Origin of the sequence: Paramesorhizobium deserti, assembly GCF_001558695.1 — a bacterium.
Taxonomy (GTDB): Bacteria; Pseudomonadota; Alphaproteobacteria; order Rhizobiales; family Rhizobiaceae; genus Paramesorhizobium; species Paramesorhizobium deserti.
The window spans coordinates 1-16,240 of sequence record NZ_LNTU01000011.1 but is presented as its reverse complement, the minus strand read 5'-3'; the positions used below and the strand labels follow the sequence as shown (position 1 = coordinate 16,240).

Here is a 16,240-nt window from a genome sequence, read left to right as displayed (position 1 = left end):
GGTGAGCTATTGCCGTGGCACATCGCCCAGCCGATCAATAAACCCTGACCGGACGCTTACGAATGAGCCAGGGCAGGATCGCCATCGCCAGCCGTGGAAATGGAATTCCCCCGACCTGCGCGACGATGAATAGCGCCATGCCCATCGGTGGGGTAAGGATCGAGATCATCAGGTTCAGCACGACGATGATGCCAAAATGGATCGGATCGATACCAAAGCCCTGCGCGATCGGCACCAGGATCGGCACGACAATGAGCAGGACCACGAGGCTTTCCACAAAGGAGCCGAGGACGAAGATCATGAGATTGACGGCGATAAGGAAGGTGATCGGCTCATCCGCGATCGACAAGAACAGCTGCGCGATCTGCTGCGGCGCCTGTTCGCGGGCGAGGACATAGCCCATCAGGCTCACACCGGCGATGATCGTGGCGATGGCCGAGGAGGTCGCGGCCGTCTCGTAAAGCGAATTCCATAGCTTGCGAAGCGTCAACTCGCGGTAGAACAGGAGATCGATGAGCAGCGCGTAGAGCACCGTGACGGCCGCCGCCTCGGTTGGTGAGAAATAGCCGGTGAAGATGCCGCCGATGATCACCAGCGGTGTCAGAAGCGCGGGAAGTGAGCCGATGAAGAGTCTCATGATCTCGCCGATACTTGCCTGCGGATCGACCGGATAGCCGCGCCTGCTGGCCAGCAGCCAGACCATGATCATGAGCGAGAAGGCGCACAAAAAGCCCGGAACGACGCCGCCAAGGAAGAGGGCGCCGATAGAGGTATTGGAGATCACGCCGTAGAGCACCATGGTGATCGACGGCGGCACCAGCGGCCCGATCATCGAAGACGCGGCGGTGACGGCGCCCGAAAAGTCGTCATCGTAGCCTGCCTTCCGCATTGCCTCGATTTCCATCTTGCCGAGTCCACCCGCGTCGGCCATGGCCGAACCGGACATACCGGAAAAGAACAGCGAGGCGAGGACGTTGACATGACCGAGACCACCCGTGATGTGGCCGACAAGCGCCCTGGCGAACCCAAAGAGCTGCTGGGCGATGCCAGCCGAATTGAGGATCGACGCCGCGAGGATGAAAAGAGGGACCGCCAGCAGGGGAAAGGAATTCAGGCCGTCCACCATTCGCTGGACGGAAAAGATGATGCCCATCCCGGACCAGTAGAAATAGCCCATTGAGACGAAGATCATGGCGACGCCGATCGGCACGCCGACGAGAACCAGAGCGAGCCAGCCAAGGCCCACGGTCGCCAGGATCATAGGACGATTCCTTCGCCGTCCCGCCGGCCGAGCCCGATGATGCGCAGGACAATCCGCAAGAGGACGAGAAGCAGGGCGACGAATGCCGCGAGATAAAGCATCCCGTCCGGAACGGGTAGGGTGACCGATGCGTTCGACCAGGTCCGCGTCACGGTCTTCCAGCCGATCCAGACGAGATTGGCGACGATTGCGAAATAGGCGACATCGATGGCCGTGAAGAGCCAGAACCGGGCTTTCCGGCCGAGAAACCCCGCGAGCAGGTCCATGCGCAACTGGCTGTTCGTCCGTTCTGCCTCGCCGATGCCGATGAAGGCCATCCAGACCCAGAGCCATCGCGCCAGTTCTTCAGTCCAGACGGGTCCGCGAAACAGCGGTGTGCGCCCGAGCACCTGTACGAGAAGAACCGCGATCAAGACGATGAAGATCAAGGTCGCGGCAATTCCTTCGGGAGAGTAAAGTCGCCGTGTCTGCATGGTGGTTCCTGAAAGATGATAGGCGCCCTCGGCCAAGGAGGGCGCCGTGCCGCATCACTCGGCTGTAACCTCCGCGATCGAGCCCTTGCCGAATTGCTCCTCGAGCTTGTCATAGTAGCCCTTCATGGCGGCCTTGAAGGGCGCGAGATCCGGTTCGGTGATCGTTAAACCCTGATCCTTGAACTTGGTGATCAGATCTTCTTCCGCCTTGAAATTGGCCGCATCGGTCACGTCCCCGCCTGCCTTGGCCGCCTCGGTGATCCAGCCGCGCTCCTGTTCACTTAGGTCTTCCCATGTCTTGAGCGAGATCTGGATCGCCTGGGAGGCAATGAAATGATTGGTGAGCGCGATTGCCTTCTGCACCTCGTAGAACTTCATCGCCTCGATTGTCGGAAGCGGGTTTTCCTGTGCGTCGACCTGGTTGGTCTGAAGAGCCAGATAGACCTCGGCGAAGGCGACCGGCGCGGGCGTCGCGCCAACGCCTTCGGCATAGGCAATCAGGAAAGGTACGTTTGGCGTGCGCATACGCAGACCCTTGAGATCATCGATGCTCTCGATCGGCTTATTCGCCGTCGTCTGGCGTGTGCCGAGGTACCAGAGGTCGATCACCTTCACGCCCTGTTCCTCGAATTTGGCTTCCATCTTCTGGCCCCAGGGTCCGGCGACGATCTTTTCAAGCGCGGGGAAGTCCGTGACGACATAGGGCGCGCCGACAAGAGCCAGTTCCGGAATGACATAGGACATGTCCGGATAGCCGGTTGTGGCCATGTCGAGTTCTCCGGCCTGCATCATGGCGACCATGGCCTTGAAGTCTCCGAGCTGCGACGACGGAAAGAGTTTCGCCGTCAGGTCCCCACCGGAAAGCTCGTTCAGCTTCTCCTGGAATGCCACCATGCCCTTGTAGACATTGGAGTTCTCGTTTTCCTGGGATCCGAAGGTGATCTCCTTCGCGCAGGTGGCGCCTGTTAGAAGCGCCAGCATGGCCGCGCTCGCCATCATTCTCCTCAACATTTCCAAACCTCCTCCTTCTTGGTTTTGCTGCTGCTTTGCGATCGGCCTTCACGGCCCTGGTCGCGCGAGGCGATCGCGAAACGAACGGGCGAGATGACGGTCCATCTCGTCGATCGCGGCATGGCCGTCGCGCCTGATGAGTGCCTCGAAGATGGCGCGGTGCTCGTCGTAGACGATGCGATCGTGGGTGGCAGGATCCTTTTCCGCCGGCCTGGCGGCCAGCAAGTCGGAGACGAACATGTCGTGCAATGTCAGGATCACCGGGTTCGCGGCCACCGCAACGATCGCCCGGTGAAACATGATGTCGGTCTGGGCGAAGGCCGGTGTACCGATCGCCTGGCGATTGTTGTCGAGTGCGGCTCCTATGCGAGCGATGTCGACAGTCCCCGCCCGGCTCGCCGCCTCGCGAACCGCGCCGACCTCGATAAAGCCCCGCATCTGCTCGAGATGGGCGTTGGATTCGACGTCGCCCAGTATGTCGCGAATCGTGCCGCCGGCATTGCGCAGAACATCCGCGAGCGCGGGGCGTTTAGCGCGTGGTCTGCGGCCTCCGCCTGCGTCGATGTAGCCACGATGCTGCACGAGCGCCAGGGCCTCACGGATCGTGGGGCGCGATGCGTCGTAGCGAGCACAGAGCTCCCGTTCGGTCGGAAGGGCGTCGTCCTGGCCGATATCGCCGCGTCTGATTAGTCGGATCAGCTCATCGGCGATCTCCTGCACCGACTGCCGGGGGACGGTGACCGCGGTTGAGGCATCTCCAGGCAAGGTGGCGGTTGGCATCAATAATTCGTCACTTTCGTTTTGCAGAGCTGACATTTTGGTAAGGCCAAAAATATCTGTTGTCAAACCAATTGCGGCTGAGCCATAAGTGGCGACTTCGAAAAGCAGATTGGACGCGCCATGACGAAAGCACTTTCCGGTATCTTCGCAGCTCTGTTGACGGCAATGGATGAAGACGGGAACTTTTCCCCGGAGCGGCAGAGAGAACTTGATGCCTATGTGCTTCGTCAGGGGATGGCAGGCCTCTATGTTGCCGGAAGCAGCGGGGAATCGGGCATGCTGGAAAGCGGCGAACTGGCCGATGTCCTGGCGGTGGTCGCGGAAGATGCCAAGTCAAGCGGCGCGACCCTGATTGCCCATGTGGGCCTACCCTCGCTCAAGGCTTCGACTTTCCTCGCCAAGGAGGCGGAGCGTCACGGCTATCATGCCTTGTCGGCGCTGCCGCCACACAGCTATCCGTTTGGCGACGCCGAAATCCTTGCCTACTACAAGGCTCTTTCGGCCGCGACGTCGCTGCCGCTGATCGTTTACGAGATCCCCGCCCGCACCGGCCGTCCGCTGCCCATGCCGCTGTTGCTCGATATCCTCGACCTGCCGAACGTGGCGGGCCTGAAGTTCTCCTCCATGGATCTCTTCAAGTTCGGGTCCCTTCGCCGAGCACGGCCGGACAAGGTCTTCTATTTCGGCTATGACGAAGCCTATGCGGCGGCGGCGGCCATTGGTACCGATGGCGGCATTGGTACGACCTACAACCTGTTCGGCAAACTCTACACGGCGATTGACGCCAGTATGCGCAATTCAGACATCGTGACGGCGCGGCATCTGCAGTCGATCTCACAGCGCTTCGTCGAGATCCTGCTCGAAACCGGCGTAATGCCCGGCATCAAGGTTGCTCTTGGCCTGCGGGGGGTGGATGTCGGACCGTCGAGGGCGCCGATGATGCTGAAGACGGACGATGCCAGGGCACGCATCGCGGCCTTCCTCAGCGAGAGCGACGTGGTCCGCTGGCTCCCCTGAAGCCGCGACGTCGCGGACAAATCAGCGCGAGACGCCGGTCGTTCCTGCCCGGTGTCATCGACACCGACATCATGGAAGGCGTGGTCGAGAACGGTCGGGAGATGCTGCGCAGCTTCGGCGACGCCCACCCGGTCGGGCGCATCGGCCGCCCGGAGGAGGTGGCCGATGCGATCGCCTTCCTGGCCTCCCCCGGTCGAGCTTCATCACCGGGGCGCAGCTCTTCGTCGACGGCGGCTATACGGCGCAGTGACCGCTCGGCCCGTCGCGGCCAACCCAATCTAGGAGACCATCATGTCCATGGATCAGGTCGCGCTCATCGCCGAGGCCGCAGCCGCGGGAGGTCGGCGTCAACGAGATCATTGTCCGTTCTGTCGCACAGAAATATAGGCGTGTCCTGCTTCCGCCTTCGCGATGAGCGACTTGCCCGGTCAACAACGGCGCGCTGGTTGGTCCGGCCGATGGCGCGGGCACCATTCAGTTGTCGCGTCGGGAGACTGCTGTGGCCCACCGAAGTTCGACTGTCCGCTCGGCATCGGGGCAGCCCCGTTGGGACTCTGGAGGATCGTCCCGGGCCGTCAGCCGACATGCGCGATCTGATTGGTGAGCGTCAGCTATCCTGTTCACCCGCTCCAGACCGGACAGGCAGCAACCGGCCCCGATCGCGACGTCGGGCAAACATTTCCTAGCCTCAGCTAGCGAGTGGAAGCCAACGACCGGGATGGGGTGGATTCCCGAACGGCAGCTTAGGAGGCGGAATCGCAGAATAGCGGACGTTCAGCAAATCCGAACAGCAACGTCTTCGCAATCTCTCGCGCATTCGAGGCAAGCGCCTCATCCGGCAGTTCGCCGGCGGTCCAGAACGATAGAACCCCACGAAAGGCAAAGGCGAGCTGTTCTGGCAAACAGCGCAGCGCCTTCTGCCTGCCCGCCGCGATCAAGCCTTCTCCGGCTCCCAGGGCCAGCGACCATAAGGTCGTAGAGTGCGCCAGGACCTTTCCGGGGGGCGGACCGGCCGTGCCGATCCACCCCATCACGGCTCGGTTTATCTCCGGCTCCTCCAGCATCACCTCGACCGCCGTGTCGATCGCCAACAGCACCCTGCCGGCGGCATCGGCAGGCGGAGACATCTCGGCAAAGCGCTTGGCCATCGTATCGATTCGCCGCCCCGAAAGGGCATGCATGATCGCAGCCTTGCTCCCGAACTGATTGAACGGCGTCGCGAAACTGACCCCGGCTTCGGTGGCAAGGTCGCGCATCGAGAAATCGGCTTTGCCCCGGCGGAGCAGCCGCTCCGCTGCGTCCATCACGCGCTGGCGAAGCGGTTCGCCCCTCGCGGCAGTCGGTGCTGGCTGAGTCTTGTTTCGTGTCATGTCTTTATCTATATCATGATATAGTTTTAATCATAGCCCGGAGTTGTACCATGGCTTCCACCCCCAAAACATTTCTCGTCACCGGCGTCAGTTCCGGCCTCGGACGAGCATTTGCCTCAGGCGCGCTTGAAGCGGGCCACCATGTGATCGGCACCGTGCGGCGGGAGGGCGACGCTGAGACCTTCGCCGCGCTCGCTCCCGATCGCGCTCACCCGGTCATGCTGGAGGTGACCGATTTCGACGCGATCCCGGCGGCTATCGTCGAAGCCGAACGGCAGGGCGGTCCGATCGACGTGCTGGTGAATAATGCGGGTTATGGCCATGAGGGCGTGCTGGAGGAATCGTCGATGGACGATCTTCAGCGCCAGTTCGCCGCCAACGTCTTCGGACCCGTCGCGATGATCAAGGCGGTGCTACCAGGTATGCGCGAGCGGCGGCGGGGCCATATCGTCAACGTCACGTCCATGGGCGGCTTCATCACCATGCCTGGGATCACCTTCTATTGCGGAAGCAAATTTGCGCTCGAAGGCATCTCCGAAGCGCTCGGCAAGGAAGTGGCGAGCCTTGGAATTCGGGTGACGGCGCTCGCTCCCGGCCAATTCCGCACGGACTGGGCCGGGCGCTCGATGGATCGCACACCGCGCAGCATTACCGACTATGACGCGGTCATGGATCCGATCCGCGCCGCACGACAGGCCAAGAGCGGCAACCAACCAGGCGATCCAGCCAAGGCTGCGCAGGCGTTGCTCGCGCTGGTCGATGCCGAGAATCCGCCGGTGCGGCTGTTCCTGGGCGATGATGCACTTGGACTTGTCGAGCAGAAACTCGACGGGATGCGGGCCGAAATCGGCGCGTGGGAGGAGCTTTCGCGTTCAACCAGCTTCGCATGATGAGCGCTTGAGTCTACAGCAGCTTATGAAGGCGCTCCGCGCGTCTTCATAAGTCCGCTATGGCGTCAAGCTGGCTGGGCAAATTTTGCCTCATGCGGTATACCCAGAACGGCAGCTAACCGAGGAGCATTTCTCAAAACCGGACCGACCGGATTCGGCCCCAAATCGGTCATTCCATCGAGGTCAGGCCGACGTATGCTATTGAAAAATTTGAGGCAGAGGACTTTTGTAACAACAGAGTCGTCGGTTCTAATCCCTTCAAGCGCAAGACAATGACAGCTTTGCGCGCCCCGAAGCGGGCATCGCATGCCAACAAGTACCCGCTTGGATGCACCAATGATCACCATGAACCTCTCAGCAGCGGGGAAACTATCCAATTCGATCCTTGGTTCGAAGTCCTTCAACTACCGCGGCGTGGAGCAGAAAATTCACCAATGCCGGGTTGTCGTCGGTTTCGCGCCAAATGAGCCCCGTTTCGATTCTCGGCACGTGGCTCCGCATCGGGATATACCTTACGCCGGGTCGCTGCAGGTTTTCCATCGACTGAGGCACGATCGACATCCCCATGCCTGACGCCACCAAGCCAATAATCGTCTGCATCTGTATCGCTTCCTGGATGATGTTCGGCGCCATGCCCTCCCTTCGGTAGATGTCGAGAACGGCGTCGTGGAGGCCTGGGGCCGAGCGGCGCGGAAAAATGATCAGAGGTTGCACCAGGATAGTGGGAGGCGCGTCGTGTTCGAGGCCACCGTCGTCCAACCAAGTTTGCGGCACCGCGGCAATCAGCGGTTCCGAAAGGAGCGGGCGGTAACTCACACCGGGAGGCATTGCGGCGCGCGAGCTTGCGATGACGATACCGACATCGATACGACGTTCAACGAGCGCCTCCACCTGCACATCGCTGGTCGCCTCGGTGAGCTCAAGATCGACGGCCGGAAAGGCTTTGCGGTAGCCGCTGATCAGAGCCGGAAAGATGCTGTATCCGGTGGTGCTGACGAACGAGAGCCTCAGTCGACCCATTTCCCCGATCGACAGTCGGCGCGCAATGCCCGGAAGTTCCGCCACGGAATCCACCACCTTGCGGGCGTGGGACACCCACTGGCTCCCGATCTCGGTCAGCACGACCCGTCGCTTTGTTCGCTCGAACAGCCGCACGCCCAACTCATCCTCTATCGCCATAATGGATTGGCTCAGAGGGGGCTGGGTCATATTCAGGCGCTCGGCAGCCTTGCCGAAATGGAGCGTGTCGGCAACTGCTACCACATGACGAAGCTGACGCAATTCCATTGATTAATATCCGTAACGACTTACAGGAGGCCAGACTTTATATTTCACACGACCTAAAGAGGACAATATGTTTGGCCCAAACAAGCCATTTCAGGAGGCCCCCTTGCCCTATAATGACAGGTCGAAGCATATCACGGAGGGCATAGCCCGCTCGCCCAACCGTGCCATGTATTATGCGCTCGGTTACGAGAAGGCTGATTTTGACAAGCCGATGATCGGAATTGCCAACGGGCATTCCACGATTACGCCATGCAACGCGGGCCTGCAGCCGCTGGCGGATGCCGCGGTGGCCGCAATACGGGCCGCCGGCGCCAACCCTCAGATTTTCGGCACGCCGACGATTTCGGACGGGATGTCTATGGGCACCGAAGGCATGAAGTATTCCCTGGTATCCAGAGAGGTCATCGCGGACTGCGTAGAAACGTCGGTCCAAGGACAGTGGATGGATGGCGTTCTGGTTCTTGGCGGATGTGACAAGAACATGCCTGGCGGAATGATCGGGATCGTGCGCGCCAACGTCCCAGCCATCTACGTCTATGGCGGCACCATCAAGCCCGGCAATTGGAAAGGGCAGGACTTGTCCATCGTCTCAGCATTCGAAGCCGTTGGATCCTACATGGCTGGAAAGATCAGTGAGGAGGATTTCGAGGGCGTTGAACGCAACGCCTGTCCCACGACAGGGTCTTGCGGCGGGATGTACACCGCTAACACGATGAGTTCCTCCTTCGAGGCTCTCGGGATGTCTCTTCTCTACTCCTCCAACATGGCTAATCCCGACCAGGAGAAGGTGGACAGCGCAGCGGAGTCGGCAAGGGTTTTGGTGGAGGCGGTCAAGAAGGGCATCAAGCCAAAGGACATTATCACGCGTGAATCCATCGAAAATGCCGTGATGCTGATCATGGCAACGGGCGGCTCCACCAACGCGGTGCTACACTATCTGGCCATTGCCAGCGCAGCGGAGGTCGAGTGGAGCCTGGACGACTTTGAACGGGTGCGTCGCAAGGTTCCTGTCATCTGCGACCTGAAGCCGTCGGGCAAATACATGGCGGTCGATCTCCACAAGGCGGGCGGCGTGCCCCAGGTGCTCAAGATCCTGCTCAATGCGGGACTGCTGCATGGGGATCGCTTGACGATCACGGGCCGCACTTTGGGTGAGGAATTGGCGGGAGTCCCAGACGAACCGAGAGCTGATCAGGACGTGATCCGTACCATCTCAGAAGCGCTTTACGACGAGGGCCACCTGGCAATTTTGAAGGGTAACCTTGCAGAAGACGGCGCGGTGGCGAAGATCACCGGATTGAAAAGCCCCGTCATTTCGGGGCCGGCGCGGGTCTTCGAAGACGAGGAATCGGCGATGGAGGCTATCCTGGGGGACAGAATCCGGCCCGGAGATGTCCTTGTCCTTCGTTATCTTGGTCCCAAAGGCGGACCCGGCATGCCCGAAATGCTTGCGCCGACATCCGCCATTATCGGGCGTGGTCTCGGTGATAGTGTTGGTCTCATCACCGACGGACGCTTCTCCGGAGGGACATGGGGCATGGTTGTCGGTCATGTTGCACCCGAAGCTTATGAAGGCGGGACAATCGCGTTCGTTGTCGAGGGAGACATCATCACCATCGATGCCCACCGTCAACTCCTGCAGTTGGAAGTTGACGATGCCGAGATCGCACGTCGCAGAGCAGCCTGGCGTCAGCCGCCACCTAGATACACACGTGGCGTCTTGGCGAAGTTCTCCACACTCGCGCGTCCGGCGAACGAGGGAGCTCTTACTGGCTAGTTCCGGAGACGTTTAAAAGGGGGCGGCCGCATCACCTCATCCGATGTGGCCGCCGCCTTTTTTCCGTACAGGCGTTTCGGCGGATTTTGTAAGCCAGCGATACCCTCCGCGCTATGCCTTATCTTCTGAATGGCGGACGCGTGCGCTCATACGACTCCAGCGGACCGAGTTGTGCTCATCCGCGACTATCGCATGGCAAGGCCGCAGGAGCAGTTGCTGAGCCACTGGCTGGGGGGAGGATGACCGCGAAGCATCAACAGGCCCGACTTCGCGCAGTTGGCGTCAGGCAATTTTTGAGACGGCGCGCTCTGACAGCAGATTCCCAGCGACCTCGATCGCCTCTTCACGAGACGAGACGAGCCTTAGCGGAAAGCCCCAGAATTTGGCGAAAGGTAAACCAAAGGGCTTGAATGCCAGACGCTTCGTGGCGCTTGGCTCGATCACGATCATCGCCAGGACAAGACTCCGAAGTTCGGCTTTGTGTTTCTTCATCCAGAGCGAGGCGCGCTCCCGGTCTCGTTGAGAAGTGATCTGCTCAAGGTGCGTTCACTCAATCCGATCCGCGCTGCCCACTGCCCTAAAGTCGCCCTGTCCGCGCGATACCGGTTGCTGCTGGCTCAGCGGTCCCGGATTCACTTCGGTCCGTTCTGGCCTTCGGGCATGGGCATTCAAACATATTACCTTGGATGCAACCGGCGTCGACCCGCTTGGGAAGGAACGTCTTTTGGTGGGGTAGCCATTACAGATCAGAACAAATGGCGGTGGCGGCGCGTGTGCGTGGTCCGCCTCCACAATGCGCCGGTGCCGCCTTCAGTATCCGACCTGGGCGCGCTGCCGCCAAAGCCACCAATCGGACGTGAATCTGCCTGCGTCGCCTTTCGGCTCCCATGCGTTTTTGGCCAGAGGGCAGGGAGGGATTCGCAGGCCGTCGAAAGCGCACCTGTTCAGATGGGGTATTCGGCCTGGTGCCCGGTCCCTATCATTGAGCTTGGTATGAAGGCGGCGCTGCGCTCCTGGCTGATGGTAAACGTGGTCTGCACGCAACAGCCACAAGCATCAGGAAAGGAACGCAGCATGAAGCATTATGCCGGACTCGACGTGTCCGTGAAAGAGACGTCGGTTTGCATCGTTGATGAGACGGGCAAGATTTGCCGTGAGGTGAAGGCTGTCAGCCATCCCGATGATCTCATCGCGGTTCTGAAGACTTCTGGGTTGCAGATCGAGCGGATCGGGCTTGAGGCTGGGCCTTTGTCACAATGGCTGTTCGAAGGCCTAGCCAGGGCCGGCTTGCCGGTGATCTGCATCGAAACCCGCCACACCAAGGCGTTCCTCAAGGCGCAGCCGAACAAGAGCGACCGCAACGACGCCCGCGGCATTGCCCAGATGATGCGTGTGAATCTGTATCGTCCGGTGCACGTGAAGACGCTGACCAGCCAGAAGCGTCGGGCGTTGCTGACGGCACGCAAGCTGCTACAGGAGAAAGCCCTTGCCATCGAGAACGACATCCGCGGCCTGTTGCGTAACTTCGGCCTTAAGGTCGGCGTGGTCGGAGCGGTGAAATTCGAGGCGCGCATCCGCGAACTCGTCGAAGGAAACTTAGAACTGGCTGAGGTTATCGAGCCGCTGCTTGATGCGCGCCGGACGCTGCGAGAACACTTTGCAGCTCTGCACCGCAAGCTTCTACTGATCGTCAAGAACGATGAGGTTTGTCGGCGCTTGATGACGATCCCGGGTGTTGGTCCCGTCGTGGCGCTCGCCTATACCGCTACCATCGACATTCCGCAGCGGTTCAGAAACTCAAAGGCGGTGGGGCCGATCCTGGGGTTGACGCCCGTGCTCAACCAGTCCGGCGAAAGCCGCCGCGTTGGTCGCATCTCATTGTGTGGGGACGGCATGATGCGAACGTTGCTCTATGAAGCAGCGCAGGTACTTCTCACCCGGGTCGCAAAGTGGTCCTGGTTGAAAGCCTGGGCGATGAACGTCGCCAAACGGCGTGGCGCCCAAAAGGCCATTGTGGCTCTCGCGCGCCGCCTCGCCGTCATCATGCATCGTATGTGGAGTGACGGCACTGAGTTCTGTTGGACAAGGGAACGCTTCCCAGCAGCCATCTGACCAGCCTGCAAACACGGAAAACAGAGTTCCGCCGACCAGCGGAAAGATGTCCTTCGCGGGACGACGGGTGAGGTGAGTTCGCAATAGGTCCGGTACCGGTCCATTTACCAGGATCAGGACGCGGTTCAGATTGTTCCGCCTCATTCTTCCGACCCCATTATGGGAGGGTTCGAGGGCCCATCCCGAAGAGAAGCAAGACCCCGCAAAAGGCATTACGTTGGCGGATTTGGTAAAGTTCGAATGCGCTTGACTTCGACACACCGAATAGAGAAGGACCTTTTAGTGCATGATGTTGCGCATGAAGTATTGGGTCCTCACTCGCGCTGGCGCGTCGAAGAAAACGTCCGGCTTGACGATCTCGACGATCTCGCCGCTTTCCATGAAGACAACCGATCCGCCACCTCCTTGCAAACCCCATCTCGTGAGTGACCACGATCATCGTCATGCCATCGTCGACCAGCGCATTCATCGAGATCGACATCGAAGACGGTCTCGCCCTTATCGAGGCGATAGAGCTTAGGGAGAATGACGGATTCGAATGGAAGGCGAGAAAGGGACTTCTTTGTTACTATGCCGAGAAAAGCGATGGCAAGGTAGCCTTGCTTGCCCAGGTGAGACGTCGCCTCGATAAACGCCGATCGGGTGACCGTTCTGGTCTCTCCATCCTTGGTATCGCGGACCTGCGCGATCTCGTGCGCCAACCAGACCGGCACGCGCCCGCCATCATTCTTCTCAAGCAGGAAGGTGGTTCCGCGCTCGGTTGGAAGGCTGGCCCGTTCTGGTGGCCGATGCTAGTAAGTCCTCGGGGAGCCAATTCATGCGTGTTCGCGACCAGGATCGCCGCGCAAGCGATCGAACAAATCGCGAGACGAGCTCTCATTCGATGGTGTGACTTTACATCGTTCCAACCGATATTGCCGGATCGCCGGTTTGAGTTCATGTGGTGAAGGATGACGGATACACTCTCTCCCTCCGCGCGCTCCGAGCGAATGTCGCGGGTCCGCGGCCGCGATACGAAGCCGGAACTTCGGGTGCGGCGGCTACTGCATTCCCTTGGTTACCGTTTTCGACTGCATCGGCGCGATCTTCCCGGTTCACCCGATATCGTGCTATCACGGCACCGTGCGGTTATCCTCGTTCACGGATGCTTTTGGCACCGGCATGACGACCCCAACTGCAGGCTGGCCCGCATGCCCAAATCCCGGCTGGATTTTTGGGGTCCGAAACTCGCGTCGAATCAGGTACGAGATGAACGGGTTAGGCAGTCCCTCATCGCGCTCGGTTGGCGAGTGCTCGTGATCTGGGAATGTGAAGTCAAGGACGAGGAAAAGCTGAGGAACGAGATCGTTGGCTTCCTCGCCGGCAAGGGAGCGAATGGTGCGAGCGATTGAGCTTTTCGCGGGAGCGGGCGGACTTGGCATGGGAGTCAGCCTCGCCGGCTTCAAGCCGGAGATGGTGGTGGAGTGGGACCGCTGGTGCTGCGACACCCTTAGGGAAAACCGCAAGCTCGCTGGATCCATCATTTCGTCATGGCCAACGCCTATCGAGGGGGACGTCCGGGACGTCGATTTTCGGAGACTCGAGGGCAAGATCGATCTCGTCACCGGAGGCCCGCCATGTCAGCCATTCTCGATCGGCGGTCGTCACCGCGCTCATGACGACAGCCGTGACATGTGGCCGGAGGCTGTCCGCGCCGTGCGGGAGATCAGACCACGCGCGTTCATTTTCGAGAACGTGAAGGGCCTCACGCGAGAGACCTTCTCGACTTACCTTGGCTACATACTGCTGCAGCTTCAATATCCCTCCATGGACCGGGACGGCGACGAGGACTGGCAGGATCACCGCGACCGCCTGCAGCGGCATCACACCTCTGGCGGCCGCATCGAATATCGAGTCGTCCACCAACTGGTGAACGCCGCGAATTTCGGCGTGGCGCAGAAGCGCGAGCGCGTCGTTTTCGTGGGCTTCGCGGAGGGTATCGTCGCCGATTGGTGCTTTCCCCGGGAAACGCATTCGCTCGACGCGCTGCTATATTCCCAGTTCAAGACGGACGGATATTGGGACCATCACCGAGTGGCCAAGAAGAACCGCGTCATCAACGAAAGATTCAAGGCTCGTGGCGAGTCCCTCAAGGAAAAGCCAGCCGAGATGCCTTGGCGAACCGTCCGCGACGCATTGGAGGGATTACCTGAACCTAGGTTGGATGGCAAAAGCGGCGGGTTCCTGAACCATCGTCTTCAACCGGGCGCGCGAAGCTATGTCGGCCACACTGGCAGTCCGCTCGACGAGCCTGCAAAGACGCTAAAAGCCGGCGTCCACGGTGTTCCTGGCGGAGAAAACATGTTGCGACGCGCAGACGGCAGTGTTCGGTATTTCACGATCCGGGAAAGCGCGCGTCTACAAGCCTTCCCCGATAATTACGTGCTGCATGGGGCCTGGAGCGAGGCGATGCGCCAGCTTGGCAACGCCGTGCCCGTCACATTGGGTGAAGTTGTCGCAAAGTCGGTTCGCGAGCATCTCTTGTCGAGTGGGGCATGACACGCGGGCCCTACAATCCTCTCGACAAACTTAACCTCGGCAAATCGGTGGCGGAGGCGCTTCTTGACCAGCCCGAGTATCCAATCGGCGATATTCCCGCCTTCGAGGGTGCCGGGATCTACGTGATTTACTATAGAGGCGATTATCCACCGTACGCACCGATTAGCGAGGCGAACGCCGAGGAACTGAGGTGGCCGATCTATATCGGCAAGGCAATCCCAAGCGGTTCGCGTCGTGGCTCCAGCCTTTTCTCGGAAGCCAAGGGCCGGTGGCTGTTCAATCGGCTCGGAGAGCATCGGGAGTCGATCGCCCTAGTCGAACGGCATGGGACGGATAATCTCAAGGTCTCAGATTTCTTGGCGAAGTTCCTCATTGTCGACGACATATGGATACCACTTGGCGAAAGTCTTTTGATCGCGACATTCAAACCACTTTGGAACCGGGTCCTCGACGGCTTTGGCAATCATGACCCCGGATCCGGGAGATACAATGGTCTCCGGCCGCTATGGGACGTCCTCCATCCCGGAAGGGCATGGGCCATGAAATGCCGGGAGCGGGTGGAAAGCTTGGCGGAAATCCAAGAGCGGGTCGTTGCCTTCCTCCAGGAGCATGAACCGCCGAGAAGTGGGCACATCGTATTCGACCGTTAGGACCATAGCGGCCAGATGGAACGGCTGGGGTCGCGCCGCGATATGCGTCGATGCTCGGGAAAAGAGCCAATTGCCAGACGCTGGTATCACTGACATTGGCGCGCGACCAGGTGCCTGTTCCAGTCGGCTTGCGGGCTGTTTCTGTCCGAAACTGGACCAGCGATCAAGATTGGATGGCCAAGGCCTGCGTTCCCCAGCCAATGCCATATCCCGCACCAAATCGCAGATCGCGCTCGACGAGATCGATCGGCTGATCGCCGCTGATGTGCGGTTTGGCACTGTGCTTGCCGATGCACCGTCGATCATCTCGCCTTAATCGGCTTGGCCTTCGAATTCCAGTATCCGTGCCTCTGTCAATGCTTAGATCTGATGATCGTCTAGCACGGCCTTTTCCGCCATGCTCCCAACGAAAGGGGAGATACTATGGCAATCCTTACCTATAGCCTAGCAGAAGACGAAACCGCCGCGTGGCGAATCGTGTTCGACCGTGATGACCTGCTTCTTTATATTGCGTTCGAGAAAAACGGCGTTCCAGCGAAGCCCATCGACTGGATTTCCGTTGATGATTTTCTGGCGTGTCGGCCGCGTGATGACCTGCACAAACGAGCGCTCGAACGATTCCTGATGATTATGTCTTGCGCTCTCACAGCCAAGCCTGAATAGGGGCAGTCTATCGTCTCCTGTAATGCGGTCTGACGTAAGTGCCGTCGCGGCGGTAGTAGCCCCGAACATAGGTCGAGCCACCATAGGAGTTATAACTGCTCCCATAACTCGGTGCCCACGATCCATATCCATCATAGCCTCCTGGCCTTGATGCCGCGCTTCGGGCTCCGCAGCGGTTTCCAGCCGCATCCAGACTATCAGGTGTTGGGCAATTGCCCGTATATGTCCGAGGGTAGGAAGGATAATATCCGCCACCGCCATAGTTATGGGCGGCAGCTCCTGCAGCGGCGGCAACACCCGCAACTGCGATCCCGGTCATAATGGAATTGTCAGTTGCGATCAGCCTTTGGCACTTCTCGACCGTTGCTCCACGGCGGACAAGCAGCTTGGCTACTTCGAGCCGATAGTTTT

17 protein-coding genes and 1 pseudogene are annotated in these 16,240 nt (G+C 59.9%); 11 read left to right on the top strand and 7 right to left on the bottom strand.

Features of this window, described 5'->3' with window-relative positions; all coding sequences use genetic code 11:
• Positions 1-34 precede the first annotated feature (34 nt).
• Genes ATN84_RS09115 through ATN84_RS09100 form a run of 4 tightly spaced genes read right to left on the bottom strand, consistent with a single transcriptional unit; the run spans position 35 to position 3,525 of the window.
• Positions 35-1,261, bottom strand: coding sequence for a TRAP transporter large permease (locus tag ATN84_RS09115; RefSeq protein WP_068881358.1), 1,227 nt, complete (start codon positions 1,259-1,261; stop codon positions 35-37).
• Positions 1,258-1,734 carry a TRAP transporter small permease gene (locus ATN84_RS09110; RefSeq protein ID WP_068881362.1) on the bottom strand — a complete coding sequence of 159 codons (477 nt, stop codon included), beginning with the start codon at positions 1,732-1,734 and terminating at the stop codon, positions 1,258-1,260. Before ATN84_RS09110 ends, ATN84_RS09115 begins: the two co-directional genes overlap by 4 nt.
• Positions 1,735-1,788: 54 nt before the next feature.
• Complete coding sequence (locus tag ATN84_RS09105) at positions 1,789-2,745, bottom strand: sialic acid TRAP transporter substrate-binding protein SiaP (protein WP_244491045.1); 957 nt, start codon at positions 2,743-2,745, stop codon at positions 1,789-1,791.
• Between the two features lie 48 nt (positions 2,746-2,793).
• Complete coding sequence (locus ATN84_RS09100) at positions 2,794-3,525, bottom strand: FCD domain-containing protein (protein WP_068881356.1); 732 nt, start codon at positions 3,523-3,525, stop codon at positions 2,794-2,796.
• Positions 3,526-3,645: 120 nt separating this feature from the next.
• Here ATN84_RS09100 and ATN84_RS09095 point away from each other — a divergent pair, with 120 nt between their 5' ends.
• Positions 3,646-4,542, top strand: a complete 897-nt coding sequence (locus ATN84_RS09095; RefSeq protein ID WP_068881355.1) for a dihydrodipicolinate synthase family protein — start codon at positions 3,646-3,648, stop codon at positions 4,540-4,542.
• The gene (locus tag ATN84_RS27755) at positions 4,530-5,228 is read left to right on the top strand and encodes an SDR family oxidoreductase (RefSeq protein WP_425287385.1); all 699 of its coding nucleotides are present in this window, start codon (positions 4,530-4,532) and stop codon (positions 5,226-5,228) included. The genes ATN84_RS09095 and ATN84_RS27755 overlap by 13 nt, the downstream gene beginning before the upstream one ends.
• A gap of 57 nt (positions 5,229-5,285) precedes the next feature.
• Here ATN84_RS27755 and ATN84_RS09090 read toward each other — a convergent pair whose 3' ends face one another.
• Positions 5,286-5,912, bottom strand: coding sequence for a TetR/AcrR family transcriptional regulator (locus ATN84_RS09090; protein ID WP_068881354.1), 627 nt, complete (start codon positions 5,910-5,912; stop codon positions 5,286-5,288).
• A 50-nt stretch (positions 5,913-5,962) separates the two neighbouring features.
• Here ATN84_RS09090 and ATN84_RS09085 point away from each other — a divergent pair, with 50 nt between their 5' ends.
• Positions 5,963-6,802 (top strand): oxidoreductase, encoded by an 840-nt coding sequence (locus ATN84_RS09085; protein ID WP_068881353.1) that lies wholly within the window; start codon positions 5,963-5,965, stop codon positions 6,800-6,802.
• Positions 6,803-7,171: 369 nt separating this feature from the next.
• Here the strand turns inward: ATN84_RS09085 and ATN84_RS09080 are convergent, their stop codons facing one another.
• On the bottom strand, positions 7,172-8,089 hold the full coding sequence (locus tag ATN84_RS09080; RefSeq protein WP_068881352.1) for a LysR family transcriptional regulator: 918 nt from the start codon (positions 8,087-8,089) through the stop codon (positions 7,172-7,174).
• A 103-nt stretch (positions 8,090-8,192) separates the two neighbouring features.
• Here ATN84_RS09080 and ilvD point away from each other — a divergent pair, with 103 nt between their 5' ends.
• Positions 8,193-9,866 (top strand): dihydroxy-acid dehydratase, encoded by a 1,674-nt coding sequence (ilvD, locus tag ATN84_RS09075; protein WP_068881361.1) that lies wholly within the window; start codon positions 8,193-8,195, stop codon positions 9,864-9,866.
• A gap of 282 nt (positions 9,867-10,148) precedes the next feature.
• On the opposite strand, the gene ATN84_RS09070 is transcribed toward ilvD, so the two are convergent.
• The gene (locus ATN84_RS09070) at positions 10,149-10,358 is read right to left on the bottom strand and encodes a hypothetical protein (protein ID WP_201026347.1); all 210 of its coding nucleotides are present in this window, start codon (positions 10,356-10,358) and stop codon (positions 10,149-10,151) included.
• Between the two features lie 582 nt (positions 10,359-10,940).
• Here ATN84_RS09070 and ATN84_RS09065 point away from each other — a divergent pair.
• From ATN84_RS09065 to ATN84_RS26810, 7 genes and pseudogenes are all read left to right on the top strand, one after another.
• Positions 10,941-11,978: an IS110 family RNA-guided transposase gene (locus ATN84_RS09065; RefSeq protein ID WP_068881360.1), complete on the top strand. Its 1,038-nt coding sequence runs from the start codon at positions 10,941-10,943 to the stop codon at positions 11,976-11,978.
• 425 nt (positions 11,979-12,403) lie between these two features.
• A complete protein-coding gene (locus ATN84_RS09060) occupies positions 12,404-12,925 on the top strand; it encodes a hypothetical protein (RefSeq protein WP_068881351.1) in 522 nt (173 codons plus the stop codon).
• A 3-nt stretch (positions 12,926-12,928) separates the two neighbouring features.
• Complete coding sequence (locus ATN84_RS09055; protein WP_068881350.1) at positions 12,929-13,369, top strand: very short patch repair endonuclease; 441 nt, start codon at positions 12,929-12,931, stop codon at positions 13,367-13,369.
• Complete coding sequence (locus tag ATN84_RS09050; protein WP_244491044.1) at positions 13,353-14,516, top strand: DNA cytosine methyltransferase; 1,164 nt, start codon at positions 13,353-13,355, stop codon at positions 14,514-14,516. The genes ATN84_RS09055 and ATN84_RS09050 overlap by 17 nt, the downstream gene beginning before the upstream one ends.
• The gene (locus ATN84_RS09045) at positions 14,513-15,166 is read left to right on the top strand and encodes an Eco29kI family restriction endonuclease (RefSeq protein WP_068881349.1); all 654 of its coding nucleotides are present in this window, start codon (positions 14,513-14,515) and stop codon (positions 15,164-15,166) included. The genes ATN84_RS09050 and ATN84_RS09045 overlap by 4 nt, the downstream gene beginning before the upstream one ends.
• 20 nt (positions 15,167-15,186) lie before the next feature.
• Positions 15,187-15,461 (top strand): annotated as a pseudogene (locus ATN84_RS25935) (transposase); the annotation flags it as partial.
• A 128-nt stretch (positions 15,462-15,589) separates the two neighbouring features.
• On the top strand, positions 15,590-15,829 hold the full coding sequence (locus tag ATN84_RS26810) for a hypothetical protein (protein WP_153020176.1): 240 nt from the start codon (positions 15,590-15,592) through the stop codon (positions 15,827-15,829).
• Positions 15,830-16,240: the final 411 nt, after the last annotated feature.